Raw genomic sequence first — 25,399 nt, 5'->3', positions numbered from 1 at the left:
CCGGAAAGACTAGTCGAGCGATACGACGTTCCCGGCCGCTCCGGACCGCAGCGAGTCGGGATCGTCGGTGAATGCGGCGGCGATGTCGCGGGCGAGGCGCAGCGCCCGCCGCGCCCATGTGGGATCGGCGCCGGCCAGGCCGCAGCGCGGGGTGACCCCGACCGAGCGCAAGGTGGCACGGCCGAAGCCCAGCCGATCGATCAGCGCGGTCGCGGGGTCGGCGAGCTCACGCCAGGTGGGAACGGCGGAGTCGGGCGCGGTGGAGGGCACGAGCCCGAGCAGGAGGGTCGTTCCGGCGTCGATCAGCTCACCGATGCCGTCGAGGTCGGCGGCGGTGAGCTGGGCGACGTCGAGTGCGACGGCGTCGACACCGCTGCGACGCAGCATCCCGGCCGGTACGCCCGGGGCGCAGCAGTGCACCGCGACGGGCCGCCCGATCGCCGCCAGTGTGGTCTCGAGGAGGTGCTGCGCCTCCGGCTCGGGGAGCGCGGGCACCGACTCGAGGGTCGTGCGCCCGGTCAGGGTTCCGGCCAGGACGGCGGGCAGCGCGGGCTCGTCCAGCTGCACCACCACGTCCGCGCCGAGACGACGAGTCAGTTCCGCGGCGTGCCGCGCCAGACCCTCACCGAGGGACTCTGCGACGTCGCGCACGGCGCCGGCATCGGTGAGCACGCGCCGGCCCCCGGCCAGCTCGGTGTACGCGGCGAGGGTGAAAGGTCCGGCGGCCTGCACCTTCAGAGTCCGGCCCGGACCGAGTCCTGCTGTCTCCCAAGCCTCTTCGAGTGCATCGAGATCTCGGCGCAGCAGATCGCCGGCGCGGGCGGCGACCACGCCGCGACGACCGCCGAGCCGGTATCCGGTGGTGGACGTGTCGAGATGCAGGTCGACCAGCAGCGCGCCGGTACGGCCGACGAGATCGGCCCCGAGGCCCCGGGCCGGCAGCTCGACCAGGTGCGGCAGCGCCTCGAGCTCGCCGAGCACGGTCGCCGCCGACTCCCGGGCGTCGACGCCGGGCCACGAGCCGATGCCGGTGGCGACACCGGACCAGGATTCCGCACTCACCGGGCTGTCGCCGTACCGGTGCCGGCGATGGTGCCGCTGCCGAGGACGATGTCGCCGGCCGCGTCGGGCCGGTACAGCACCACGGCCTGTCCGGTGGCCACGCCCGTGAGGGGTTCGCGCAGGGTCACCTCGAGTCCGGTGCCGACGGTCTCGGCGACGGCCGCGGCGACACCGCCGTGGGCGCGCACCTGCACGACGCATTCGAGCGGTCCGGCCGGCGCGGTGCCGCTGGTCCAGACCGCACGCTCGGCGCGGATCGTCCACACCTTCAGGTCCTCCGCGGAGCCCACTTTCACGGTGCCGGTGTCCGGCTCGATCGCGGTGACGTAACGGGGGCGGCCGTCCGCGCCGGGGCCGGCGATGCCCAGGCCCTTGCGCTGCCCGACCGTGAAACCGTGCACCCCTTCGTGTTCGGCGAGCACGGCGCCGGACCGTGCGTCGACGACCCGGCCGGGACGCACCCCGATGCGGGCGCCGAGGAAGGCGCGGGTGTCACCGGAGGGAATGAAGCAGATGTCGTGGCTGTCGGGCTTGTCCGCCACCGCGAGACCCCGCTCGGCCGCTTCGGCGCGGATCCGTTCCTTGGGGGTGTCCCCGACGGGGAACATCGCACGCGCGAGCTGATCCGCCGTCAGCACGCCGAGCACGTACGACTGGTCCTTGCCGGCGTCGACCGCGCGTCGCAGGACGCCGTCCTCGAGCCGGGCGTAGTGACCGGTGGCGACCGCGTCGAAGCCGAGGGCCACGGCCCGGTCGGCGAGGGCCGCGAACTTGATCTTCTCGTTGCAGCGCAGGCACGGATTCGGGGTGTGGCCGGCGGCATAGGACTCGACGAAGTCGTCGATGACCTCTTCCTTGAACCGGTCGGCGAAATCCCAGACGTAGAACGGGATTCCGAGCACGTCAGCGGCCCGGCGGGCGTCGCCGGCATCCTCCTTCGAGCAGCAGCCCCGCGACCCGGTCCGCAGCGTCCCCGGCGCCGTGGACAGCGCCAGGTGCACGCCGACGACGTCGTGGCCGGCATCGACCGCGCGGGCCGCGGCCACCGCCGAGTCCACGCCACCGCTCATCGCCGCGAGCACCCTCATCGATGTCACCTCTCTCGACTACCGGCGCCGGCCAGTCCGGCGGCCCGCGCCCGTCCCACCACCTGCGGCAGTGCCGCTACGACGGCCTCCACGTCGGCACGAGTCGACGTGTGGCCCAAGGAGAATCGCAACGACCCGCGGGCCGTGCGGGGGTCCGCACCCATCGCGACCAGCACGTGGCTGGGCCTGGCCACGCCGGCGGTGCAGGCCGAACCGGTCGAGCACTCGATCCCGGCCGCATCCAGCAGCATGAGCAGCGAATCACCCTCGCAGCCGGGGAAGGTGAAGTGCGCGTTGCCGGGCAGGCGGTCCGCACCGCGCGGGCCGTTGAGGATCGCGTCCGGTACCACGCCCGTCACGCCGGCGATCAGGTCGTCACGCAGCGCCGTGAGGACGGCGGCGCGTTCGCCGAGTTGGGCCGTCGCATCGCGCAGCGCCGCGGCCATGCCGGCGATTCCGGCCGTGTCGTGCGTTCCCGACCGGACGTCGCGCTCGTGCCCGCCGCCGTGCGTCAGCGGCACGCACGGCACCTGCCGGCCCAGCAGCAGGGCACCGACGCCCTGGGGACCACCGAACTTGTGCGCGGCGATCGTCATGGCGGCGAGCCCGCTCGCGGCGAAGTCCACCGGCAGATGACCTGCCGCCTGCACGGCGTCGCTGTGCACCGGAACCCCGTACTCGGCGGCGACGGCGGTGAGTTCGGCGACGGGCATCACGGTGCCCACCTCGTTGTTGGCCCACATCACCGACACGAGGGCCGTCTCGTCGGCGTGCTCGGCCAGGACCCGGCGCAGCGCATCCGGTTCGACCCGCCCGTCGGCCTCGACAGGCAGCCAGGTGACCTCGGCATCCTCGTGGGCGACGAGCCATTCGACGGCATCGAGCACCGCGTGGTGCTCGACGGCGCTCGCGATCACCCGGCGACGGCGCGGATCGGCGTCGCGGCGCGCCCAGTAGATGCCCTTGACCGCGAGGTTGTCACCCTCGGTACCACCCGAGGTGAAGACGACCTCCGAGGGACGGGCGCCGAGGTCGGCGGCGACGGACTCCCGGGCCTCCTCGACGCGGCGGCGCGCCGCGCGTCCCGACCCGTGAAGGGAGGAGGCGTTGCCGACCGTCGCGAAGACCTCCGTCATCGCCGACACGGCCGCGGGCAGCATCGGCGTGGTCGCGGCGTGATCGAGGTAGACGGTCTTCGAGGTGCCGGAGGCTCCGGCGGGGTTCGAGGTCATGACCGGACCAGGATAGCGGGTCGGGCTCCGCGCCCGCCGACCTCACCGTCCGGCCCGGAGTTCCTCACGACCGGCGATGTCGTGGACGGCGCGACCGAGCCCGGCGAGTTCGGCGTCGTCGTTCCGCCGCACGGCCCGTTCGCACCGTGCGGCGAGGTCTCGTCGATCGGAGCCGGGCCGCTCGAGCGGGGCGAGCACCACTTCCACCACGACGCCCCGGTGCCGCAGCAGCCGCCGCAACGAGGCGCCCATCGTCTCGTCGCCGACGAACGCCGGGACGGTGGCGATCGTCCCGGCGGCGTCGGCGTACCGGAGCCCGACCGGTTGCACCGGGCGCTGGGCGTCGATCGCGGCCTGGAACAGCGCCGGACGGAATCCGCCGTACGCCCTGCCGCACCACGTCGTGCCCTCCGGGAACGCCGCGACCTTCTCCTCCGCCACGAGACGGTCACGGATTCGTGAGACCACGACGGGCAGCTCTCGCAGGCGCTCGCGCTCGATGGGAATGATCCGCATCCGCCGGGCCAGCGTGCCGAGGAGTCCCCACTCCAGCAGGTCGCTGCGGGCGACGAACCCCGCGGGGGCGACGGCGGTGAGCACGAGCACGTCGGTCCAGGACACGTGCGGGGCGACGACGAGCACGCCCCCGCCCTCGTCACCCCGGTCCCGCAGGTCGGTCACCGTCAGCCGCAGCCCGGCGCACCGCAGCAGCACCCGGGCGAACGCGCGCTGGGTGGCGAGGCGCCCGCGGCGGGGCAGGAGCCGGCCGGCAGTAAGGAACGGGGCGGTCACCAGCACCGCCACGACGAGCATCCACCGGCCGGCCGCCGTGACGAAATTCACGCGCCTCGGATCGGCCGGGAGGCAGCCCGCGCCGCAGGGACTGGCCGGCATCCAGGCGTGAGCGCGGGTGTTCACGGCTGTCCTCCCGCGGCGTTCACGGCTGTCCTCCCGCGGCGTTCACGCCCGTGCTCCCGCGGCGTTCACGCCCGTGCTCCGGCGGCCGCCTCGGCGTTCTCGGCGGCGTTCCGCAGCCTGTCGAGGTAGCGCGCGTCGGCGCCGGCGAGGCTCTGCAGCGCCACGAAGTCGGCCACGCCGAACTCGGGGTCGTGGGCGGGTTCGCCGCAGATGCGGGCACCGAGCCGCAGATATCCGCGCAGCAACGGCGGCAGCACCGGTCGCGCGGGTGGGGCAATCTCCTCGAGGGTGCGGCCGTCGAGGACGACCGGGTTCCGGGGAAGCACCCGCCGGACCGGCTCGACGGCGTGCCGGGCGAGCAGCACGTCGCGCACTGCCCGTACGTTGGCGCCGGGCACGTCGGCCGGGTGGGTGCGGATCGGAACCGACACGCACCCCATCACCCAGTTGTGCCCGGTGAGCTGCAGGTAGCGCAGGATCCCGGCCCACATCAGCGACAGGACCGAACCGGAACGGTGGGCGGGGTCGACGCAGGCGCGCCCCATCTCCACCGCCCGCAGTCCGTCGGGATCGAGGGCGGTCAGGTCGAATTCGGTGGCGGTGTAGTAGCCCCCGGCGGCGCGGGCGGCATCCGGCGGCAGCATCCGGTAGCAACCCACCACCGCGCCGGTACGGTTCTCGCGCACCAGCAGGTGGTCGCAGTACTCGTCGAAACGGTCGGCGTCGATGCCCGGCGGCATGCCTGCGGGAAGGCGGAACCCCGGTTCTGCGGCGAAGACGCGGTAACGCAGCCTCTGGGCGGCCTCGCGGTGTTCGCGGTCGGCGGACACGAGAAGGGAGTAACGCGGCCCCGACAGCATCGCCTCCGGCTTCGGGTTCCGGGCCGGCGCCAGCAAAGTGGTCATGGCGCAATGTGTATCGAGCCGGTACGTCGCGGCAGGGGCGGCACGGTGTCGCCTCCGTGCACGTCCGGTGAACATGCCCCGGCACGCGCGCGGCCCCGCACCCGGACGGGTGCGGGGCCGCGGCAGGACCTCGGCGATCAGCCCTTGTGCTTCTTGATCTCCTCGGTCAGCTGCGGAGCGACGTTGAACAGGTCGCCCACGACGCCGTAGTCCGCGATCTCGAAGATCGGGGCCTCTTCGTCCTTGTTGACCGCGACGATCGTCTTCGACGTCTGCATGCCGGCCCGGTGCTGGATGGCGCCGGAGATGCCCAGCGCCACGTACAGCTGCGGCGAGACCGTCTTGCCGGTCTGACCGACCTGGAACTGGCCCGGGTAGTACCCGGAGTCCACGGCGGCGCGGGAGGCACCGACGGCCGCACCGAGCGAGTCGGCGAGCTCCTCGACGACGGTGAACTTGTCGGCGCTGCCGACGCCGCGGCCGCCGGAGACGACGATCGACGCCTCGGTCAGCTCGGGACGGTCGCCGCCCACGATCGGGTTGCGTGCGGTGACCTTGACCGCGTTCTCCTCCTGCGCCGGAACCTCGACGTCCACGCGCTCGGCGGCGCCGGCCTGCGGCTGTGCCTCGACGGCACCGGGGCGCACGGAGACGACGGGCACCTCACCGTTGGCCTTGGCGTCGACGGTGTACGCGCCACCGAAGATCGAGTGCACGGCCGAACCGTCGGACTTGACGTCGATGACGTCGCAGAGCAGGCCGGAACCGATACGCGCGGCGAGGCGGCCCGACACCTCCTTGCCCTCGACGCTGGCGGCGGTGATCACCGCGGCGGGGCTGGCGGACTCCACGAGCGAAGCCAGCACGTCGACCTTCGGGGTCACCAGGTAGCCGTCGATGTCGTCGGACTCGGCAACGTAGACCTTGGCGGCGCCGGCGGCGGCGAGCGCGTCCTGCAGCTTGTCGGCGGTGCCGGCCGGGCCGGTCACGACCGCGGCGGGCTCACCCAGTGCACGGGCGGCGGTGATCAGCTCGGTGCTGACCTTCTTCAGCGCACCCTCGGCGTGCTCGACGAGCACGAGTACTTCTGCCATTGCTCTTTCTCTCCCTTGGTATGTCTGCGGTGTCGCGTGGGTGCGATCAGATGATCTTCTGGCCGACGAGGTACGCGGCGATCTTGCTGCCGCCGTCACCCTCGTCCGCGACGCGCTCACCAGCGGTACGCGGGGGCTTCGGGCTGACACCGGTGACGGTGCTGCCGGCGTTGGCCACGCCGAAGATCTCGGGATCGAGCCCGATGTCGGCGAGAGTGAGGGCCTGAACTTCCTTCTTCTTCGCGGCCATGATGCCCTTGAAGGACGGGAAGCGGGGCTCGTTGATCTTCTCGGTGACCGAGACGATGGCCGGGAGCGCGGCCTCGAGGGTGAAGACACCCTCGTCGGTCTCGCGCTCGCCGCTGACCTTGCCGTCGGCGACGTTGAGCTTGCGCATGTGGGTCAGCTGCGGCAGGCCGAGGTACTCGGCGATGATCGCCGGCACGGCACCCATCCGGCCGTCGGTGGCCTCGTTGCCGGCGATGACCAGGTCGACGCCCTCGATCTGGCCGAGAGCCGCCGCGAGCGCGTACGCGGTCTGGATCGCGTCGGAGCCGTGGATGGCCGGGTCGTTGAGGTGGATTGCCTTGTCGGCACCCATGGACAGCGCCTTGCGGATCGCGTCGGTGGCGCGGTCCGGACCGGCGGTGAGCACGGTGACCTCCCCGCCGTCGCGCTCCTTGATGAGCAGGGCTTCCTCGACGGCGCGCTCGTTGATCTCGTCGAGCACCGCGTCGGCGGCCTCGCGATCGAGCGTGAAGTCGCCGTCGCTGAGCTTGCGCTCGGACCACGTGTCGGGGACCTGCTTGATCAAAACGACGATGTTCGTCATGGGTCTACGTCGACCTCCTGTGTATGACTTCCTTGGATCGGCGAGGCGCAACGCCTTGACCGAGCTCTCGTGCTTCGCACGGGGGTGTGCGATAGATTACCTCACGCTAAGTTACCCGCTGGTAACTTGGATGGAAACCTCGTCCACCATAACCACACGAAGGGAACCGCACGGCTGTGATCTGGACCACCGACGCCGAGGTCGACAAAGGTGGGGCTAATGTCGGGGCGGTGAGCGAATCCACCGTCCCCGCCGGCGACGCCCCTCGACTGCCCCTCACCGGTGAACGCACCGTTCCCGGCATCGCAGAGGAGAACTACTGGTTCCGCCGCCACGAGGTGGTCTACCGCGACCTGCTCCCCCGGTGTGCGGGCCGCACCGTGCTCGAGGCGGGCGCCGGCGAGGGCTACGGCGCCGACATGATCGCGGAGGTCGCGACCGCCGTCGTCGGACTCGACTACGACGAGAGTGCCGTCGCGCACGTGCGTGCCCGCTACCCGCGCGTGGACATGCGGCACGCCAACCTCGTCGAACTGCCGCTCCCCGACGCGTCGGTGGACGTCGTCGTCAACTTCCAGGTCATCGAGCACCTGTGGGACCAGTCCGGGTTCCTGCGCGAATGCCATCGGGTGCTCCGGGACGGCGGCGAACTGCTGATCAGCACCCCCAACCGCATCACGTTCTCCCCGGGCCGCGACACCCCGCTCAACCCGTTCCACACCCGGGAACTGAACGCCGCCGAGCTCACCGAGCTCCTCGAGGCAGCCGGCTTCCGCGTCGCCCTCACCACCGGAGTGCACCACGGGCCCGTCCTGCGCGCCCTCGACGCGAAGCACGGCGGCTCCTTCATCGACGCCCAGATCGAGCGCGCCCTCGCCGGCGAGCCCTGGCCCGCGGACCTCACCGCGGACGTCGCCGCGGTGACGGTCGACGACTTCCTCCTCGCGCCCGAGAACATCGACGCCAGTCTCGATCTCGTCGCGATCGCGGTGAAGGATCCGGCGCGGTGACCACTCCCGCCGCCCGGCGGGAACCGGGTCTGTTCGCGCTCGTGCTGCACTCGCACCTGCCGTGGCTCGCCCACCACGGTCGCTGGCCGGTCGGTGAGGAATGGCTCTACCAGTCCTGGGCCGCAACGTATCTCCCGGTCACCGATGTCCTGCGCCGCCTCGCCGCCGAGGGCCGCACCCACCTGGTCACCCTCGGGGTGACACCCGTGCTGGCCGCGCAACTCGACGATCCGTACTGCCTGACGGGGATGCATCACTGGCTCGGCAACTGGCAGTTGCGGGCCCACGAGGCCGCGGGCATGCGGGAGCCGTCCTACCGCGCGCTCGGAGCCCGTGAACACCGACAGGCTGCCGCTGCCCTCGAACAGTTCGAAACCCGTTGGCGCCACGGCGGATCGCCCGTGTTCCGCGAACTCGTCGACGCCGACGCGGTCGAGTTGCTCGGCGGGCCCCTGGCCCACCCGTTCCAGCCTCTGCTCGACCCTCGGCTGCGGGCATTCTCCCTCGCCGAGGGCCTGGCGGACGCACACGCCCGCTGGGCGCACACACCGGCCGGAATCTGGGCTCCCGAGTGTGCCTTCACCCCCGGCATGGAGACCGGATACGCCGCCGCCGGGGTCGGGCACTTCATGGTGGACGGTCCCGCTCTGCGCGGTGACACGTCCCTCGGGCGGACCGTGTGGGACTCCGACGTCGTCGCCTTCGGCCGGGACCTGCAGGTGTCCTACCGGGTGTGGTCGCCGAAGTCCGGCTACCCGGGCCATGCCGCCTACCGCGACTTCCACACCTACTGCCACGACACCGGGCTCAAGCCCGCCCGCGTGACCGGCCGGACCGTCGCCCCCCAGGACAAGGCGCCCTACGACCCCGACCTGGCGTCTGCGGCCGTCGACCGGCACGTGGCCGACTTCGTCGACACGATCCGCCTGCGACTGCGCCGCGAGTCCGAGCGCATCGGACGCGACGCCCTGGTGGTCGCCGCATTCGACACCGAACTGTTCGGTCATTGGTGGCACGAGGGCCCCCTGTTCCTGGAACGACTGCTGCGAGCACTGCCGGCCGCGGGCATCGAGGTGGGCACTCTGGCCGACGCACGCAACCGCGGGTACGTGGGCGCCCCCGTCGAACTGCCCGACACCTCGTGGGGATCCGGGAAGGACTGGCGGGTGTGGGCCGGCGAGCAGGTGCGCGACCTCGTCCAGCTCGACGAGGAAGTCGTGCGCACCACCCTCGACACCCTCGACAAGGCCCGCTCCGGGTCCCGGGGCCCCGCGCTGCGCAACCGGGCGCACGACCAGATGCTGCGCGAGGCGCTGCTGACGGTGTCGAGCGACTGGGCGTTCATGGTCAGCAAGGACACCGCGGCCGGCTACGCGCGGGACCGGGCCCACACGCATGCCCACGCGTTGCGGGAGATCGCCGCCGCGGTCGCCGCGGGCCGCGACGAGACGGCGGCGCAGCTGGCCGCCGGCTGGAACCGAGCGGACAATCTGTTCCCCGGGCTCGATGCCCGCCGCCTGCCCGATCGGATGGGAGCCCCGTCGTGAAGGTACTGATCGTCTCCTGGGAGTACCCGCCGGTCGTCGTCGGCGGCCTGGGCCGGCACGTGCACCACCTCGCCACCGAACTCGCCGCCGCCGGCCACGAGGTGGTCGTGCTCTCGCGCCGACCGTCCGGCACCGATGCCGGCACCCACCCCACGATCAGCCACATCGCCGAGGGTGTGCTCGTCGTCGCCGTCGCCGAGGATCCGCCGCACTTCGAGTTCGGCGAGGACATGCTGCCCTGGACGCTCGCCATGGGCCATGCGATGGTGCGGGCGGGGCTGGATCTGACCAAGGCCGGAATCGGCGACGGCTGGTACCCGGACGTGGTGCACGCGCACGACTGGCTCGTCGCACACCCGGCCGTGGCGCTCGCCGAGTTCTTCGACGTGCCGCTCGTGTCCACCCTGCACGCGAGCGAAGCGGGCCGGCACAGCGGCTGGCTGTCGAGCCGCATGAACCGGCAGGTGCACTCGATCGAATGGTGGCTCGCCAACGAGTCCGATCGGCTCATCACGTGTTCGGCCTCGATGAACGAGGAGGTCGTCGCGCTCTACGGACCGGAGCTGCCGCCGGCGACGGTGATCCGCAACGGAATCGACGTCACCGCGTGGTCCTACCGGGAGCGGGCGCCGCGCTCCGGGCCGCCGCAGCTGCTGTTCGTCGGCCGGCTCGAGTACGAGAAGGGGGTGCAGGACGCGATCGCCGCCCTGCCCCGGATCCGGCGCACGCACCCCGGAACCACGCTCGTCGTCGCCGGGGAGGGCACCCAGTTCGAGTGGCTGCGCGAGCAGGCACGGGTGCACCGCGTCGCGCGGTCGGTGACGTTCGTCGGCAACCTCGACCGCACCGAACTGCTCGGCCGGCTGCACCGCGCCGACGCGATCGTGCTGCCGAGTCGCTACGAGCCGTTCGGGATCATCGCGCTCGAGGCCGCAGCCGCCGGGACGCCACTCGTCGCATCGACGGCCGGCGGGCTCGGCGAGGCGGTGGTCGACGGCGAGACCGGACTCGCGTTCGCCCCGGGTGACGTCGCCGGGCTGGCGTCGGCGGTCCGGCGGACCCTCGACGATCCCGCCGCCGCCCAGCAGCGGGCACGGGCGGCGCGCGAGCGTCTCACGGAGGACTTCGACTGGCGGTTGGTGGCCACCGAGACCGCCCGGGTGTATGCGGAGGCGAAACGCCGTGTGCGCCATCCACTTCCCCGGCCTTCTATTCCTCAGCGCCCCCTGCCCGACCGGTGACCGACAGCGCCGGCCCGCCTCACCGGGCCGGCAGCAGCGGGGGTTCGCGGTGCGCCCAGGGGCGGGCCTGCTCGAGCTGGCCCGCGAGCGAGAGCAGCAGCCCCTCCGAGCCGAGCGGCCCGAGAAACTGCACGCCCAGCGGCAATCCCGCCGCGGTCCAGTGCAGTGGCACCGAAATCGCCGGGCGCCCAGTGATGTTCGCGAGCTGGGTGTACGGCGTCCGGGCCAGGTTCTCGTCGACGATGCGGTCCATCAGCCCGGCCCACCGCGCCGCACGGCCGAGTCGCGCCGTCACGATCAGGCGCGCGGCCCGCTGCAGCGCGGGCGGCGTGGCCAGTTCCCCCACGCGCGCCGGCGGATACGCCAGGGTCGGGGTGAGCAGCAGGTCGTACCGCTCGTGGAAGTCGCCGAGTTGCTGCGTGTACCCGTTCCACCGGCGCAGCGAAGCGAGATAGTCCGAGGGTCGGACGGAGTCGCCGAGCGCGGCGAGGAACCGCGTGTCCGGCTCGAACGCGTCGGGCGCGCACCCGGTGCTGCGGCGCGCCTGCCGGACGTCGGCGGCGAGCCAGGCGAACCACATCGTCAGCCAGTCGGTGGACAACCGTCGCTCGTCGATCCCCGTCGCGGCGGGTTCGACGACGTGGCCGAGCCCGTCGAGCAGCGCCGCGGCGTCCTCGACCGCCGCGACGGCCTCCGGGTCGACCCCGGTGCCGATCGGCGAATCCGTCGCGAATCCGATGCGCAGCGCCCTCGGGGGGACGCTCGCCGCGGAGGCGTACGACTCCTGCGGTACCGCCGCGAGATAGGGCCCGTTCGGGTCCGCGCCGGCCAGGACGTCGAGCATGACTGCCGCGTCGCGCACCGTCCGGGTGACGACTCCGTTGCTGACCGCCCCGTGCCGGTCCTCGTCCACCGCGGGACCGCTCGGCACCAGGCCCCGGCCCGGCTTCAGGCCGACCAGACCGCAACAGGCGGCAGGGATGCGGATCGAGCCGCCGCCGTCGTTCGCGCCGGCCGCCGGGACCACGCCGGCGGCGACCGCCGCCGCCGACCCGCCGGAGGACCCACCCGGCGTGTGCGCGGGATTCCACGGATTGCGGGTAGGGCCGTTCGCCTCGGGCTCGGTGATCCCCTTCGTCCCGAACTCCGGGGTGTTCGTCTTGCCGAACACGACGAGGCCCGCGCCCAGCCAACGGTCGACGACCACCGCGTTGCGCGCGGCGGGCAGCGTCGCCAGGGACCGGCTCCCACTGCCGGTCGGTAACCCGGCGATGTCCTGGAGCAGATCCTTGACCAGGAACGGAACACCCGCGAACGGCCCCTCGAGCGGCTCACCGGCCCGGCGGCGCGCCTGCTCGTCGAGCCGGCGCACGACGGCGTTCAGCGTCGGTTCCACTGCCTCGAGGCGGGCGAGAGCCACGTCGAGCAGTTCGTGTGGCGTGACCTCACGACGGGCGACGAGCTCGGCGAGCCCCACGGCGTCGTAGCGGCGGTAGTCGGCGTAGTCCATCGCAGGGCTCCTGTCAGGAACCGGGTTCCGCTGCCGGTTCGCGTCCGGCCTTCTTGCGCGCGATGTCCTCGAGCGCGGCGACATAGGCGGCGCGGTCGGCGGCGCCGGACTCCCAGTCCGTGCGGCGGTTCCTGACCACCTTGGCCGGCGCGCCGACCGCGATGCTGTAGTCCGGGATGTCGCCCTTGACCACCGCGTGCGCGCCGAGGACGCAGCCGCGTCCGGTGCGGGTGCCGCGCAGCACCGTGACCTTCGTCGCGATCCAGGTGTCGGGTCCGATGCGCACCGGGCCCTTGACGATCCCCTGGTCCTTGATCGGATAGGTGATGTCCTCGGTGCGATGGTCGAAGTCGCAGATGTAACACCAGTCGGCGACGAGCGTCGAGGCGCCGATCTCGATGTCGAGGTAGGTGTTGACGACGTTGTCCTTGCCGAAGACCACCTTGTCGCCGATGCGCAGCGACCCCTCGTGGCAGCGGATGGCGTTGCCGTCGCCGATGTGCACCCACCGCCCGATCTCGAGCCTGGACAGCTCCGGGGTGGAGTGGATCTCGACGTTCTTGCCGAGGAACACCATGCCGCGCAGCACGACGTGCGGGTTGGCGAGCCTGAACTTGGCCAGACGGTAGTACCGGACCAGATACCACGGCGTGTACGCCTTGTGCGCCAGCACCCATCGCAGCGAGGCGACGGTCAGGAATCGGGCCTGGTCGGGGTCCCGTCGCCGGGACCCGCGCCACCTCGTACGCAACGGTGCGCCCCACATGCTCGTCATGGTTGCCAGCGTACGGTCCGCCTCGTGCGCGGAGTGCGCCACCCGGCCCGATAGTGTGGCACATCGGGTCATTCGAGCCACGGCGAGGAGATGAGTGATGCGGGCTGCCCTGCGGACGGTGATGCTGACGACCTCGGCGGCACTGGTGCTGACCGGATGCGGCAGCAGCAGCGGCCCGGTCGACGTCTTCGCCGCCGGGGCCTGGCCGGGGCGGTACGCCGACGCCCGCAACAGCAGCACCGCGCAGGCCGACGGGCTGCGCGACGTCGCGCCCGCGTGGTCGCGTCCGCTCGGCGGCGCCGTCACCTCCCCGGCGAGCGTCGCAGCCAACGGGCAGATCTTCGTCACCGGCGCGACCACCGTGGGCTGCAACCTCGTCTCGTTCCAGATCGACACCGGCCGCAAGCGCTGGTGCACCCGCCTGGCGCCGGGGGTCGCCGGGGTGACTCCCGCCGTCGACGGTGTGGCCAACATCTACGTCGGCGAAGAGGGCGCGATGGTGTCGTTCAACGAGCACGGCCAGCGGCGGTGGCGAATTCCGGTGAGCGGCACGCCGGGAACCGCCCAGTTCACCGGTGACGGAAACCTGGTGTTCGTCACGCATTTCGGGCAGGTCAACGTACTCGACCCGCAGACCGGCAAGCACGCGGCACCGATCTTCGACCTCGTGCCCACTCCCGCGGTGACGGACGGGGCGAACGTGCCTCGGTTGCCGAACGACCACGGTCTGGCCGCCTGCTTCGGCGGATCGGAGGACTGCCCGGTGGCCACCACCCCGGCGGTCGATCTCGATACCGGCCGGATTCTGGTGACGCTGTGGCGGCCCGGCGCCGATCGAGCGGCTGTCGTGTCGATGCGCTACACCGGCGGCGACGATGCGCGCGTGGTCGAGGAATGGTCGCAGACGGAGCTGCCGGGCGGCGCGGCCACCAGTCCCGTGCTGTCCGCGGACGGTGCAACGGTGTACGTGCACGACGGTGAGGGAGCCCTGTGGGCCCTCGACGCCGGGTCCGGTGCGCCCCGGTGGAGTCACGACCTCGGGTACGTGGCCTCCGCCGGCCCCGCGGTGTCAGCCGAGGGACTGCTGGTCCTCGCACCGGGAGGCCGGACCGGGGACCTGGTCGCGCTGCGCGACACCGGCGAGGCGGCCGAAACCGTGTGGCGCCGCGGCGACGTGCGTCAACTGGGAGTGCCGGCGCTGACCGCCGACGGCACCGGGTACACGGTGGCCCGTGCCGACGACGGCTTGGCCGCCCTCGTGTTCGACGCCGCGAGCGGGGAGACCCTCGACGAGGAGACCCTGCCCGGTGCAGCCGGATTCTCGGTCGGCACCGCGGTCGGGCCGGCCGGTGAGTTCGTCACGACGACCCTGCCGGGCGAGGTGTACGTGCTCCGCTGACCCGCGCTCAGCCGGCGATCTGAATGAGATTGCCGCAGGTGTCGTCGAATACGGCGGTGGTGATGCCGCCCATCTCGAGAGGCTCCTGGGTGAACCGCACCCCGAGGCCGCGCAGCCGCTCGTACTCGGCGTGCACGTCGTCGACGGCGAACGAGGTGAACGGGATGCCGTCGGCGACGAGGGCTTCCTTGAAGGGGCGGACGGCGGGATGCCCGTCGGGTTCGAGCACCACTTCCGGCCCGTCCGGTTGCTGCGGCGAGACCACGGTGAGCCACCGCGCCTCGCCCAGGGGGATCTCGGTCTTCTTCACGAAGCCCAGGACATCGGTATAGAAGGCGAGCGCCTTGTCCTGGTCGTCGACCAGGACGCTGGTGAGAGTGACCTTCACTGCGACTCCTTTCGTTGCGCGACCGTCCATCGGTCGGCGAGGCCGTGCAGTGGTGCGACGTCCACGTGGTGGAACTTCGATCGCCCCTCCCGACGGGTCCGGACCAGACCGGCCTCCTCGAGGATTGCCAGGTGCTGCGAGATCGCCTGCCGGGACGAACCCAGACCGTGCCGCGAGATCAGCCGGGTGCACAGCTCGAACAACGTCTGCCCGTCCCGCTCGACGAGCTCGTCGAGGATGGCCCGGCGGGTCGGATCCGCCAGCGCTTTGAAGACGTCGACCACACCGCCCATGATACGCAAGTGTTTGCTTGCATATCAATGGTCGCACGAGATCTCGCCGGGCGAACTCAGCGACTGGGCTCGCAGACGAATGCCGTCGGGGTGCGGCCGATCCGCGTCAACACGACGCTCAGCGACCGCGGACCACGGAGCTTGAGACGCGGCCGGAGCACCGCCGGATCGACGTCCACCCCCCGCACGAGGATCTCCGCCACCCCGCAGTCCATCGACGAAAGGGCTTGCCGCAGCGACTTTTCCGAGTACTTCAGCCGATCGAGGATGCGGAATCCGCGCAGGCCCGCAGGGAGTACGTCGCCGGTGAGATACGCGATGCGCGGATCGAGTTGCCACAGACCGTGCGCGGCCGCGTAGTGCCGCACCAGTCCCGCGCGCACGATCGCCCCGTCCGGATCGACGATCCACTCCCCCGGTTCCCGCTCGGGAAGCTCGTCCGGTTGCGCGTCGGTGATCTCGAACCCGGCACCATCCGAACGCAACACACTCGCCCGTCGACGCACACCCGGCGCCGCGAGACCCGGCGAGTACAGGCACGCCTCACGGACACCCCCGTCGAGCGACACCACCTCGACCTCCCCTGCCCAGTCCAGCGCCTCGAAATCCAGCCCCGGGGCGCACTTGACGGCCAGGTCGCGCCCGGCATAGACGTCGAGCAGGTCGGGCAGCGGCGGCATCAGTGCCGCCGGATCGTGGGTACGCCGCCCGTCGGAACGACGGGCCGGATCGGCGATCACGGTGGTACCACGGGTGACCGGCCGCAGCGCGTCGGCACGGACCAGCGCCACTCCGGGAACGTTGTGCTCGGCCATCGCCAGACGAACCGGGTCGACGTCGCTGCCGATCACCATCTCGGCGACTCCGGCCAGGGCCGCGAGTTCCGCCCCGATCGAACACGTCACGTCGTGAACCCGCCGGCCGGCGAGCCGGTGTGCCCGGTGCGCGGCGACGGGTGCCGGCGTCGCCTGTTGCAGCGCGTCGTCGGTCGACAGCCAGCCACCGGCGGCGGGCAGCTTCGCGACCGCCTTGCGGCGCAACAGCACGGTCTCGATCAGCGGAGCGGTCCTGTCAGCGAAACGCGTACGCGCCCAGTCGATATCGACCAGGCGCGTACGCGTGGACAGCTCCCGGGCGGCCACCTCCGCGAGATCGGCCGCCCCCTGCGCCGAACGCAGGTACGCGACGTCGGCGAGGGTGAACGCGTATCCCACCCTACGGCTTCACGCCGGTGATCATGACGTTGTAGAAGAAGCTGCGCGGGACGACGTGTCTGAGGACGTTCTCGTCCACCCAGCTGAGCGTCCGCCACCCCCCGAACGCGAAGCGCGCCCAGCCCCAGCCCAGCTTCTCCGCGGGCACCGCGGCCTCGAAGGTGCGGACCGGCCAGCCCAACAGCGCCGCCGCGAACTCCTCGCTACTGGCCTTCACCTGCACCGCGCCGGCCGAGGCCGCCATCCGTTCCAGGTCCGACGGGTCGAAAGTGTGCAGATCGACGACCGCCTCGAGCGCCGCGGCACGTGAGGATTCGTCGAGTTCGGCCTGCGGCCGCCGCCATTCCCGCAGGAACGGCAGCTTGGTGACGGTCGTGGTGGCCTCCCACGTGAGACGGCCGAGCCAACGCGCGTAGAAGTTCCCGACCGTGCTGGGCTCGCCGGCGAACACGAACCGGCCACCCGGCTTCAGCACCCGCAGCACTTCGCGCAACGACTGCTCGACATCGGGGATGTGGTGCAGCACCGCGTGCCCGACGACGAGGTCGAAGGTGTCGTCGTCGTACGGGATCGTCTCGGCGTCGGCCACCCGGCCGTCCACCTCGAGGCCGAGATGCTCGGCGTTGCGCAGCGCCACCTTGACCATGCCGGGCGACAGATCGGTGACCGACCCGGTCCGCGCGACTCCGGCCTGCATGAGGTTCAGCAGGAAGAAGCCGGTGCCGCAACCGAGTTCGAGGGCCCTCTCGTACGGAAGGGGCTGCTCGCCGGCGGCCGCGTCGAAACGGCCCTTCGCGTAGTCGATGCAACGCTCGTCGTAGGAGATCGACCACTTCTCGTCGTAGGTCTCGGCCTCCCAGTCGTGGTAGAGCACCTGTGCGAGCTTGGTGTCCTGGAGGGCGGCCGCAACCTCCTCGGCAGTGGCGTGCGGGTTCGGCGCGGGGTCGGCCCCGTCGGTCCTGCTTGCAGTCATGAAGGGCATCCTACCCATCGGTAAGCTGTGAACAAGTTCCAGTTCCGGGGTGCTACTCCCCGACGAACTCGGCCTTCCCCGGACCGTTGGCCACGAAAGACTCCATGCCGATCGTGCGGTCCTTCGTGGCGAACAGACCCGCGAAGACGTGCTGCTCGATCTTCAAGCCCGTGTCCAGGTCGGTATCGAGACCCTGGTCGATCGCCGCCTTCGCCGCCGCGAGTGCGCGGGTGGCGCCCCGGGTGAACTGCGATGCCCACGTGCGCGCCGCGGCGTACACCTCGTCCGGGGCGACGACCTCGTCGACCAGTCCCATCTGCAGAGCCTCGTCCGCGCCGACGAAGCGGCCCGTGAACACGAGGTCCTTGGCCTTGGACGGGCCGATCAGGCGAGCCAGGCGCTGGGTTCCACCGCCGCCCGGGATGATGCCGAGCAGGATCTCCGGAACGCCCACCTTCGCGTTGTCGCCGGCGATCCGCCGGTCCGCACCCAGTGCGAGTTCCAGACCGCCTCCCAGCGCATAGCCGGTGATCGCAGCGACCGTCGGCTTCGGGATGTCCGCCACCGACCCGAGCGCCGACTGCAGGTCCGCGATGATCTCGCTCATCTGCACGTAGCTCAGTTCCGCCATCTCCTTGATGTCCGCGCCGGCCGCGAACACCTTCTCTCCGCCGTAGACGATCACGGCCTTGACGTCGGAGTTGACCGTCGCCTCGCGCGCAGCTGCCCGGATCTCCTCCTGAACCTGGCGGTTGAGTGCGTTCATCGGCGGCCGGTCGAGCCGGATGGTGCCGATACCGTCGGAGACCTCGAGTGTCACGAATTCAGCCATGAGGCACAGGCTAGTTGGCGCCCCGGGCGGCCCACGGATGCGGCCCCGCCTCGTAGTACCCGTCCTGCTCGGGGAACTCCACCCGAAGTTCTCCGTCCCCCGTGACCAGGGTCGGCAGAATCGGCGTGATCTGCGGTTCCGCAGCAAGGATCTCCGCGACCGAACCGAACCGCGACAATGCCGTCAACTGGCTCCAGGTCGGGGGCAGCAGCACGCTCCCACCGTCCTGCCAGTGCGCGATCGCCTCCTGGGGAGTCTGCCACCGCACCGCGTCGGCCTCGCTCGTGTCACCGTCGGCGATCTGTCCCTCCGGGGCCGCCGCGACGAAGAACCTGGTGTCGTACCGACGGCCCTCCCCGACCGGCGTGATCCAGTTCGACCACGGCCGCAGCAGGTCCGCCCGCAGCACCAGGCCCTCGCGCTCGAGGAACTCGCCGAAGGTGAACTCCCGAGCCTCGAGCTGCCGACGTGCCGGACCGAACGCGGTCGTGTCCGCCACCACAGTGTCCGGCGTAGGACCGGCGAGGAGGACGCCGCACTCCTCGAACGTCTCGCGCACCGCCGCGAGAACGAGCGCCTGTGCCAGACTCTCGGAGGTGCCGAACCGCTCCGACCACCACCGCACCGGCGGGCCCGCCCACGCCACCGCTGCAGCGCTGTCCGACGGGTCGACGCCGCCTCCGGGGAACACCGTCATGCCGCCCGCGAACGCCATGCCGCGCACGCGCTGCAGGAGGAACACCTCGACGCCACGGTCGCCGTCCCGGACGAGGATCACCGTCGAGGCATCCTTGAGCGGCACCGCCGGCGCGAGTTCTCCCGAACGTTCGATAGCCATACGCACAAGTTACGGCATGACGTGACCCACGACTCATCCACCTGCCGGCTCCCGCTGCGCTACGCGCGGCAGTGTCCTGGACCGCGGCTCCGCTGCGCTACGCGCGGCAGTGTCCTGGACCGCGGCTCCGCTGCGCTACGCGCGGCAGTGTCCTGGACCGCGGCTCCGCTGCGCTACGCGCGGCAGTGTCCTGGACCGCGGCTCCGCTGCGCTACGCGCGGCAGTGTCCTGGACCGCGGCTCCGCTGCGCTACGCGCGGCAGTGTCCTGGACCGCGGCTCCGCTGCGCTACGCGCGGCAGTGTCCTGGACCGCGGCTCCGCTGCGCTACGCGCGGCAGTGTCCTGGACCGCGGCTCCGCTGCGCTACGCGCGGCAGTGTCCTGGACCGCGGCTCCGCTGCGCTACGCGCGGCAGTGTCCTGGACCGCGGCTCCGCTGCGCTACGCGCGGCAGTGTCCTGGACCGCGGCTCCGCTGCGCTACGCGCGGCAGTGTCCTGGACCGCGGCTCCGCTGCGCTACGCGCGGCAGTGTCCTGGACCGCGGCTCCGCTGCGCTACGCGCGGCAGTGTCCTGGACCGCGGCTCCGCTGCGCTACGCGCGGCAGTGTCCTGGACCGCGGCTCCGCTGCGCTACGCGCGGCAGTGTCCTGGACCGCGGCTCCGCTGCGCTACGCGCGGCAGTGTCCTGGACCGCGGCTCCGCTGCGCTACGCGCGGCAGTGTCCTGGACCGCGGCTCCGCTGCGCTACGCGCGGCAGTGTCCTGGACCGCGGCTCCGCTGCGCTACGCGCGGCAGTGTCCTCGACCGCGGCTCCGCTGCGCTACGCGCGGCGGTGCCGCCCGGGCTGGTATTTGCGGCGCGCGAAGAACCGGCCGTCCACCTTGTCCAGGGCGATCGCCTGACTGAACGCCTCACTGAGGTTCTCGCCCGTGATCACGTCGTCGAGTAGACCCTGCGCAACCACCTGCCCCTCCTTGAGGAGCATCGCGTGGGTGAAGCCCGGCGGGATCTCCTCGACATGATGGGTGATCAGCACAATCGCCGGAGCGTCCGGATCGGCCGCCAGCACACCGAGCCGCGCCACGAGCTCCTCACGCCCCCCGAGGTCCAGGCCGGCCGCGGGCTCGTCGAGCAACAGCAGTTCCGGATCCGTCATCAACGCGCGGGCAATGAGGACGCGCTTGCGCTCCCCCTCGGAGAGGGTGCCGTAGGTGCGGTCGGCCAGGTGCTCGGCGCCGAGGCTTTCGAGCATCTCCACGGCACGGGCGTTGTCCATCTCGTCGTACCGCTCGCGCCAGCGCCCGAGCACGCCGTACCCCGCAGAGATCACCAGGTCCACGACCTTCTCGTCGGACGGGACGCGGTTCGCCAGCGCCGACGACGACATCCCGATCCGAGGTCGCAGCTCGGACAGGTCGGTCTTCCCGAACGTCTCCGTCAGTACGTGCGCCGTCCCCGATGTGGGGAATGTCTCAGCCGCAGCGACTCTCAGCAGCGACGTCTTACCCGCACCGTTCGGTCCGAGGATCACCCAACGTTCGTCGAGTTCCACCTTCCAGGACACGGGACCGACGAGGACGTTGCCGCCCCGCCGCACGAGCACGTCGTCGAATTCGATGAGCAGATCGGGATCAGGTTTGGCCACGCCGACCATCTTTGCGTACGCGCGAGCCCGGTTCACGGCAGGATCGCTTCCGTGTCGTACCCCTCGTCTTCTCCGCACCCCTCACCGGCACCCGGCGAGCCGTCGGTGCGTCCTGCCGTCGCCCGGTCCGGCGCCGGTCCCTTTCCTCTGGGCGCCTTCCCCGGCGACGACGGGACACGGTTCGCGGTGCACGCGCCCCACGGCAGCCGCGTCCAGCTCTGCCTGATCGACGACGCGGGTCGCGAGGACCGCATCGACCTGCCGGACAAGACGTACGGCATCTGGCACGGCGAGGTGCCGGGAGTCCGCCCGGGCCAGCGCTACGGATACCGCGTGCACGGTGCGTGGCAGCCCCGGACCGGGCTCCGCGCCAACCCGCACAAGCTGCTGCTCGACCCGTGGGGCCGGCAGCTGACCGGCGACATCGGCGACTTGAGCCGCCTCCTCGGCTACGAACGCACTCCGTTCGGTGAGGCATCGACCGTGGACTCGCTCGGCCACACACCGCTGTCGGTGGTGACCGGCACCCCCACCGCGTCCCGGCACGACCGCCCGGGCACCCCGTGGGAGCAGACGGTGATCTACGAACTGCACGTCGGCTCCTACACCGCCCGCCATCCCGATGTTCCCGAACAGTGGCGTGGCACCTATCTGGGACTGACGGCGCCCGCCGTCCTCGACTACCTCGTCGGCCTCGGTGTCACTGCCGTCGAACTCCTACCCGTGCACGCCTTCCTCACCGAGCCACCCGTACGGATCCGCGGCATGCGTAACCACTGGGGTTACTCCACGGCGTCGTACTTCGCACCGCACCCGGGCTACGCGACCACGCCCGGCAACGAGATCGCGGAGTTCCGGACGATGGTCGACGCGCTGCACGCAGCGGGGCTCGAGGTGATCCTCGACGTTGTCTACAACCACACCTGCGAATGGTCGGTCGACGGCCCGCACGTGTCCTGGCGTGGCTTCGACGCGCCTGGCTACTACCTCCTCGACGCCACCGGCCACGACATCGATCTGACGGGATGCGGCAACACCGTCGACGGCAGCTCCCCGGTAGCGGTGCGGATGATCTGCGACAGCCTGCGGTACTGGGCCACGGAAATGGGCGTGGACGGCTTCCGGTTCGACCTTGCCAGTGCACTGGCCCGCCCCCGGGGTGGCGACTTCGACCCCCGCGCGGCCGTGTTCACCGCGATCACCACCGATCCTGTCCTCACCCGGCTCAAGCTGATCGCCGAACCCTGGGACGCGACCCTGCCCGGCTACCAGCTCGGCAACATCGGTCCCCAGTGGTCGGAGTGGAACGATCGCTACCGCGACTCGGTACGGCGCTTCTGGGCGCGCGGGGCGGGAATCCGGGAAGTCGCCTCCCGGCTCGCGGGCTCGGAGGACCTCTACGGCCGGCACACCCGCCGCCCGTGGATGTCGATCAACTTCGTCACGGCGCACGACGGCTTCACGATGGCCGACCTCGTCAGCTACCGGCGCAAGCACAACGAGGCCAACGGTGAGCAGGGCCGGGACGGCAGTGACAACAACGAATCCGTCGACCACGGCGTCGAAGGGCCCACGGACGACCCCTTCGTCGTGGCTGCCCGCGCCCGACACGTGCGTGCGCTCCTCGCGACCCTGCTGCTGTCGACCGGCACCCCGATGCTGCTCGCCGGGGACGAGTTCGGGCACTCCCAGGGCGGCAACAACAATGCCTACTGTGTGCCTGCCGACGTCCCGGTCCGCGACGCCTGGCCGCTCGACTGGGAGCACGCGGACCGGGACCTGGTGGAGTTCGTGCGGCAGGCGTTGCGTCTGCGCAAGGTGGTCCCGGTGCTGCGGCAGGGCCGATTCTTCGACGGCCGGGCCCGTCAGGTCGGGTACCCCGACCTGGTGTGGTTCGGCGCGGACGGGCGAGAAATGCAGGATGCGGACTGGCTCGACGAAGACCGGCGGACGCTGCAGGCCTGGGTGGACGGCTCCCAGCTGGGCACGGTCACCCGCGCGGGCGTCCCGCTGGCGGACAGCAGTGGTCTGCTCGTGCTCCACGCGGGCGGACCCGCCACCGTCACACTCGGCCGCGCCGAGTGGTACCGCGGCGAGATGGTGTGCGTCTTCGACTCGAGCTCCGTCGACGGAGAACCCGCAGACCTCACACCATTGCCCGCCGGTTCGACACTGCCGGTGACGGGGCCGACCCTGCTGGTTTTCAGAATCACGACGTGATCAGCCCGGGACGGCGATCACCGTCACCGACCCCGGAGCCACTTCGGTGAAGCCGGCGTCGCGCACCGCCACGGCAGTGCCGTCCGCTACCCGCTTCGTCAGGTGCCGCCACCGGACGGGGTCGGCGTCACGCACGGCACACACGAAACCGGACTCGGCCCAGGCGCCGGCGTGCTCGGCGTCGAGGCTCCCGGCGAACAGCATCGCGGCGTGGCCGACCTGCGCCGCGGCCTTCCCGACGGTCATGTCGAGCGCAGCATCGATCCACAGCACCGGAACGCCGGCGGGCGGATCGTCCGGAGTGTCGTGCGGCAGATCCGTGCCGCCGATCTGCAGCCTCGAGATGCGGGGATCCAGAAGTCCCACGGGCCCGGGGACCAGCGCGCGGGCCTGCGCCCCGCGGTGTTCGACGGTGATCCCGTCGACCTCCTGCGCGGCGCGCCACTGGGCGCCGCGGGCACGGCGGCTGACCTTGCGGATTCGCGCATCGGTCCACGCGAGATAGGACTCGCGCCACGGTCCTGGTTCGCCGTCCGGTCCGGTCCCGACGCGTGGGTCCAGGCACAACGCGACCGTCGCCATCGCAGCGGCCTCGAGGAGTGCGCTCCGGGCGGGCGGATCCTGCTTGGGGATGTGGAGCACAATCGGCATCGCGAGCACTGCCCCAGGGTCGTCCGGGTCGGGTCGATGCCCGTAGCCGCGGGTGAGGACACCGTGGCGAGCCACGAAATCCGCACCGTGGCGAGCCACCACATCGGCACCGTGGCGAGCCACCACATCGGCACCGTGGCGAGCCACCACGCCGGCACCGTGGCCTGCCGCGACGTCGGCACCGTGCGGTGCGGTCGTTTCAGGCACCGGTGTCGAGGGGCACGCGGCGCAGTGTGCCGTCGACCCGATCGGCGGCCTCGACCTCGTCGCGGGTGACGCCGAGGACGAACAGCACCGCGTCCAGGTACGGGTGGGACAGAGCCGTGTCCGCGACCTCCCGCAGTGCCGGCTTGGCGTTGAACGCGATGCCGAGTCCGGCCGCGCCGAGCATGTCGATGTCGTTGGCGCCGTCGCCGACGGCGACGGTCTGCTCGATCGGCACGCCGGCCTCGGCGGCGAACTCCCGCAGGGCACGTGCCTTCGCAGCCCGGTCTACCACCTCGCCGACGACGCGGCCGGTGAGCTTGCCGTCGACGATCTCGAGCGTGTTGGCCCGGACGAAGTCCAGTTCGAGTTCGTGGGCGAGACCGTCGATGACCTGGCGGAAGCCACCGGAGACGACGCCGCAGCGGAACCCGAGACGCCGCAATGTGCGGATGGTGGTCCGGGCACCCGGGGTGAGTTCGAGGTTCTCGGCGACCTCGTCGATGACCGATGCGGGCAGGCCGGCGAGGGTGGCGACCCGCTGGTTCAGCGACTCGGTGAAGTCGATCTCGCCGCGCATCGCTGCCTCGGTGACAGCGCGGACCTTGTCCTCCACGCCGGCGTGTGCGGCGAGCATCTCGATCACCTCGCCCTGGACGAGGGTGGAATCGACATCGAACACGATCAGCCGCTTCGAACGACGGGCGAGACCGGCGCGTTCCACGGCGATGTCGACCTCGAGGCCGGCGGCCACCTCGGCGAGCCCTGCGCGCAGTCGGACGTCGGCCTCGGCGCCGGGGTCGGCAGCGGTGACCATGAGTTCGAGTCCGGTCACCGGGTAGTCGGCGATTCCCCGGATGGAGTCGATGTTGGCGCCCTGCCGTGCAAGCTCACGGCCCACCGAGCGCAGGGCTCGGGCACTGACGGGGCTGCCGAGGACCACGAGGGCGTGTGTGGACACGGACGAGCCGATACCCGGTTCGACTCCGGTCTGTACCTGGGCGTGCATGCCGATGGTGGCCATGGCGGCCTCGATCTCGTCCTGCAGCGCGTCGGGATCCGCCGGGCAGGAGACGAGCACCCCGAGGGTGAGCCTGCCTCGGATCACGACCTGCTCGACGTCGAGCAGATCGACGTCGTGCCGGGTGAGCGCCGCGAAGAGCACCGAGGTCACGCCGGGATGGTCCGGCCCCGTCACAGTCACCAGCATCGCGGTGTCAGACGCCACCTACGTCTCCGATCCTTCGTCAGTCGCGGCACTTGCCCACCCATTGTGGCAGGTGAACGGGGTGCCGAGTGAGCAGGGGTCCTTTCGGTAGGACGCACGAGGCCCCGCCCGTCGGGGACGGGCGGGGCCTCGGGAGGCGTCGATCCGAGGGACGGATCAGCGGTCGGCGGGGGTCCTTTCGGCACCCTCGCTCAGCGCCACATGGTTGTGCTTGTTGCTGCCCGGGCCGACGTGGGCTTCGGCCCGCATGCGGTCCACCATGTGCGGGTAGTGCAGCTCGAACGCGGGCCGCTCGGAGCGG

The 25,399-nt window shown here is 71.5% G+C and carries 23 protein-coding genes; 5 read left to right on the top strand and 18 right to left on the bottom strand.

Features of this window, described 5'->3' with window-relative positions; genetic code table 11:
• Positions 1-9: 9 nt before the first annotated feature.
• From QYS60_RS03410 to QYS60_RS03380, 7 genes are all read right to left on the bottom strand, one after another.
• Positions 10-1,062 (bottom strand): methionine synthase, encoded by a 1,053-nt coding sequence (locus QYS60_RS03410; RefSeq protein ID WP_371382444.1) that lies wholly within the window; start codon positions 1,060-1,062, stop codon positions 10-12.
• Positions 1,059-2,150 (bottom strand): tRNA 2-thiouridine(34) synthase MnmA, encoded by a 1,092-nt coding sequence (mnmA, locus tag QYS60_RS03405; protein ID WP_371382443.1) that lies wholly within the window; start codon positions 2,148-2,150, stop codon positions 1,059-1,061. The genes QYS60_RS03410 and mnmA overlap by 4 nt, the downstream gene beginning before the upstream one ends.
• A gap of 5 nt (positions 2,151-2,155) precedes the next feature.
• Complete coding sequence (locus tag QYS60_RS03400) at positions 2,156-3,382, bottom strand: cysteine desulfurase family protein (protein ID WP_289378595.1); 1,227 nt, start codon at positions 3,380-3,382, stop codon at positions 2,156-2,158.
• A 42-nt stretch (positions 3,383-3,424) separates the two neighbouring features.
• Positions 3,425-4,300: a lysophospholipid acyltransferase family protein gene (locus QYS60_RS03395; RefSeq protein WP_371382442.1), complete on the bottom strand. Its 876-nt coding sequence runs from the start codon at positions 4,298-4,300 to the stop codon at positions 3,425-3,427.
• A 65-nt stretch (positions 4,301-4,365) separates the two neighbouring features.
• Positions 4,366-5,205: a GNAT family N-acetyltransferase gene (locus QYS60_RS03390; protein WP_003936967.1), complete on the bottom strand. Its 840-nt coding sequence runs from the start codon at positions 5,203-5,205 to the stop codon at positions 4,366-4,368.
• Between the two features lie 137 nt (positions 5,206-5,342).
• A complete protein-coding gene (locus QYS60_RS03385; protein ID WP_003936966.1) occupies positions 5,343-6,299 on the bottom strand; it encodes an electron transfer flavoprotein subunit alpha/FixB family protein in 957 nt (318 codons plus the stop codon).
• Between the two features lie 46 nt (positions 6,300-6,345).
• Complete coding sequence (locus QYS60_RS03380; protein ID WP_003936965.1) at positions 6,346-7,131, bottom strand: electron transfer flavoprotein subunit beta/FixA family protein; 786 nt, start codon at positions 7,129-7,131, stop codon at positions 6,346-6,348.
• 230 nt (positions 7,132-7,361) lie between these two features.
• Here QYS60_RS03380 and QYS60_RS03375 point away from each other — a divergent pair, with 230 nt between their 5' ends.
• From QYS60_RS03375 to QYS60_RS03365, 3 genes are read left to right on the top strand one after another with little or no spacing between them, the layout of a single operon-like run.
• A complete protein-coding gene (locus tag QYS60_RS03375) occupies positions 7,362-8,141 on the top strand; it encodes a bifunctional 2-polyprenyl-6-hydroxyphenol methylase/3-demethylubiquinol 3-O-methyltransferase UbiG (RefSeq protein ID WP_235157353.1) in 780 nt (259 codons plus the stop codon).
• A complete protein-coding gene (locus QYS60_RS03370) occupies positions 8,138-9,688 on the top strand; it encodes a glycoside hydrolase family 57 protein (RefSeq protein ID WP_003936963.1) in 1,551 nt (516 codons plus the stop codon). The genes QYS60_RS03375 and QYS60_RS03370 overlap by 4 nt, the downstream gene beginning before the upstream one ends.
• On the top strand, positions 9,685-10,929 hold the full coding sequence (locus QYS60_RS03365; protein ID WP_289378589.1) for a glycosyltransferase family 4 protein: 1,245 nt from the start codon (positions 9,685-9,687) through the stop codon (positions 10,927-10,929). Before QYS60_RS03370 ends, QYS60_RS03365 begins: the two co-directional genes overlap by 4 nt.
• A gap of 19 nt (positions 10,930-10,948) precedes the next feature.
• On the opposite strand, the gene QYS60_RS03360 is transcribed toward QYS60_RS03365, so the two are convergent.
• Positions 10,949-12,439 (bottom strand): amidase, encoded by a 1,491-nt coding sequence (locus QYS60_RS03360; protein ID WP_289378588.1) that lies wholly within the window; start codon positions 12,437-12,439, stop codon positions 10,949-10,951.
• Positions 12,440-12,452: 13 nt separating this feature from the next.
• The gene (locus tag QYS60_RS03355; protein ID WP_010596600.1) at positions 12,453-13,214 is read right to left on the bottom strand and encodes an acyltransferase; all 762 of its coding nucleotides are present in this window, start codon (positions 13,212-13,214) and stop codon (positions 12,453-12,455) included.
• Between the two features lie 97 nt (positions 13,215-13,311).
• Here QYS60_RS03355 and QYS60_RS03350 point away from each other — a divergent pair, with 97 nt between their 5' ends.
• A complete protein-coding gene (locus tag QYS60_RS03350) occupies positions 13,312-14,613 on the top strand; it encodes a PQQ-binding-like beta-propeller repeat protein (RefSeq protein ID WP_371382441.1) in 1,302 nt (433 codons plus the stop codon).
• A 7-nt stretch (positions 14,614-14,620) separates the two neighbouring features.
• On the opposite strand, the gene QYS60_RS03345 is transcribed toward QYS60_RS03350, so the two are convergent.
• From QYS60_RS03345 to QYS60_RS03315, 7 genes are all read right to left on the bottom strand, one after another.
• A complete protein-coding gene (locus QYS60_RS03345; RefSeq protein ID WP_003936958.1) occupies positions 14,621-15,001 on the bottom strand; it encodes a VOC family protein in 381 nt (126 codons plus the stop codon).
• Positions 14,998-15,294 (bottom strand): helix-turn-helix transcriptional regulator, encoded by a 297-nt coding sequence (locus tag QYS60_RS03340; protein WP_017680832.1) that lies wholly within the window; start codon positions 15,292-15,294, stop codon positions 14,998-15,000. Before QYS60_RS03340 ends, QYS60_RS03345 begins: the two co-directional genes overlap by 4 nt.
• A 56-nt stretch (positions 15,295-15,350) precedes the next feature.
• Complete coding sequence (locus QYS60_RS03335; RefSeq protein WP_371382440.1) at positions 15,351-16,508, bottom strand: class I SAM-dependent methyltransferase; 1,158 nt, start codon at positions 16,506-16,508, stop codon at positions 15,351-15,353.
• A 1-nt stretch (position 16,509) separates the two neighbouring features.
• Entirely contained in the window at positions 16,510-17,481 is a 972-nt protein-coding gene (locus QYS60_RS03330) for a class I SAM-dependent methyltransferase (protein ID WP_289378583.1), read from the bottom strand.
• Between the two features lie 52 nt (positions 17,482-17,533).
• Positions 17,534-18,313, bottom strand: coding sequence for an enoyl-CoA hydratase/isomerase family protein (locus QYS60_RS03325; RefSeq protein WP_289378580.1), 780 nt, complete (start codon positions 18,311-18,313; stop codon positions 17,534-17,536).
• Between the two features lie 10 nt (positions 18,314-18,323).
• On the bottom strand, positions 18,324-19,151 hold the full coding sequence (locus QYS60_RS03320) for an NUDIX domain-containing protein (protein ID WP_289378579.1): 828 nt from the start codon (positions 19,149-19,151) through the stop codon (positions 18,324-18,326).
• Positions 19,152-19,970: 819 nt separating this feature from the next.
• Positions 19,971-20,804 carry an ABC transporter ATP-binding protein gene (locus QYS60_RS03315; protein WP_040782650.1) on the bottom strand — a complete coding sequence of 278 codons (834 nt, stop codon included), beginning with the start codon at positions 20,802-20,804 and terminating at the stop codon, positions 19,971-19,973.
• A 96-nt stretch (positions 20,805-20,900) separates the two neighbouring features.
• Here QYS60_RS03315 and glgX point away from each other — a divergent pair, with 96 nt between their 5' ends.
• On the top strand, positions 20,901-23,015 hold the full coding sequence (gene glgX / locus QYS60_RS03310; protein WP_289378610.1) for a glycogen debranching protein GlgX: 2,115 nt from the start codon (positions 20,901-20,903) through the stop codon (positions 23,013-23,015).
• Here the strand turns inward: glgX and QYS60_RS03305 are convergent, their stop codons facing one another.
• Positions 23,016-23,792, bottom strand: coding sequence for a peptidyl-tRNA hydrolase (locus tag QYS60_RS03305; protein ID WP_371382483.1), 777 nt, complete (start codon positions 23,790-23,792; stop codon positions 23,016-23,018). It lies immediately after the preceding gene.
• Between the two features lie 73 nt (positions 23,793-23,865).
• The gene (serB, locus tag QYS60_RS03300) at positions 23,866-25,080 is read right to left on the bottom strand and encodes a phosphoserine phosphatase SerB (RefSeq protein ID WP_193788801.1); all 1,215 of its coding nucleotides are present in this window, start codon (positions 25,078-25,080) and stop codon (positions 23,866-23,868) included.
• Between the last annotated feature and the right edge of the window lie 319 nt (positions 25,081-25,399).

Origin of the sequence: Rhodococcus sp. GXMU-t2271, from assembly GCF_041414735.1 — a bacterium.
GTDB lineage: Bacteria > Actinomycetota > Actinomycetes > Mycobacteriales > Mycobacteriaceae > Rhodococcus > Rhodococcus indonesiensis.
Note: the sequence above shows the minus strand (reverse complement) of the source record. Positions and strands in the feature narration are given on the sequence as shown.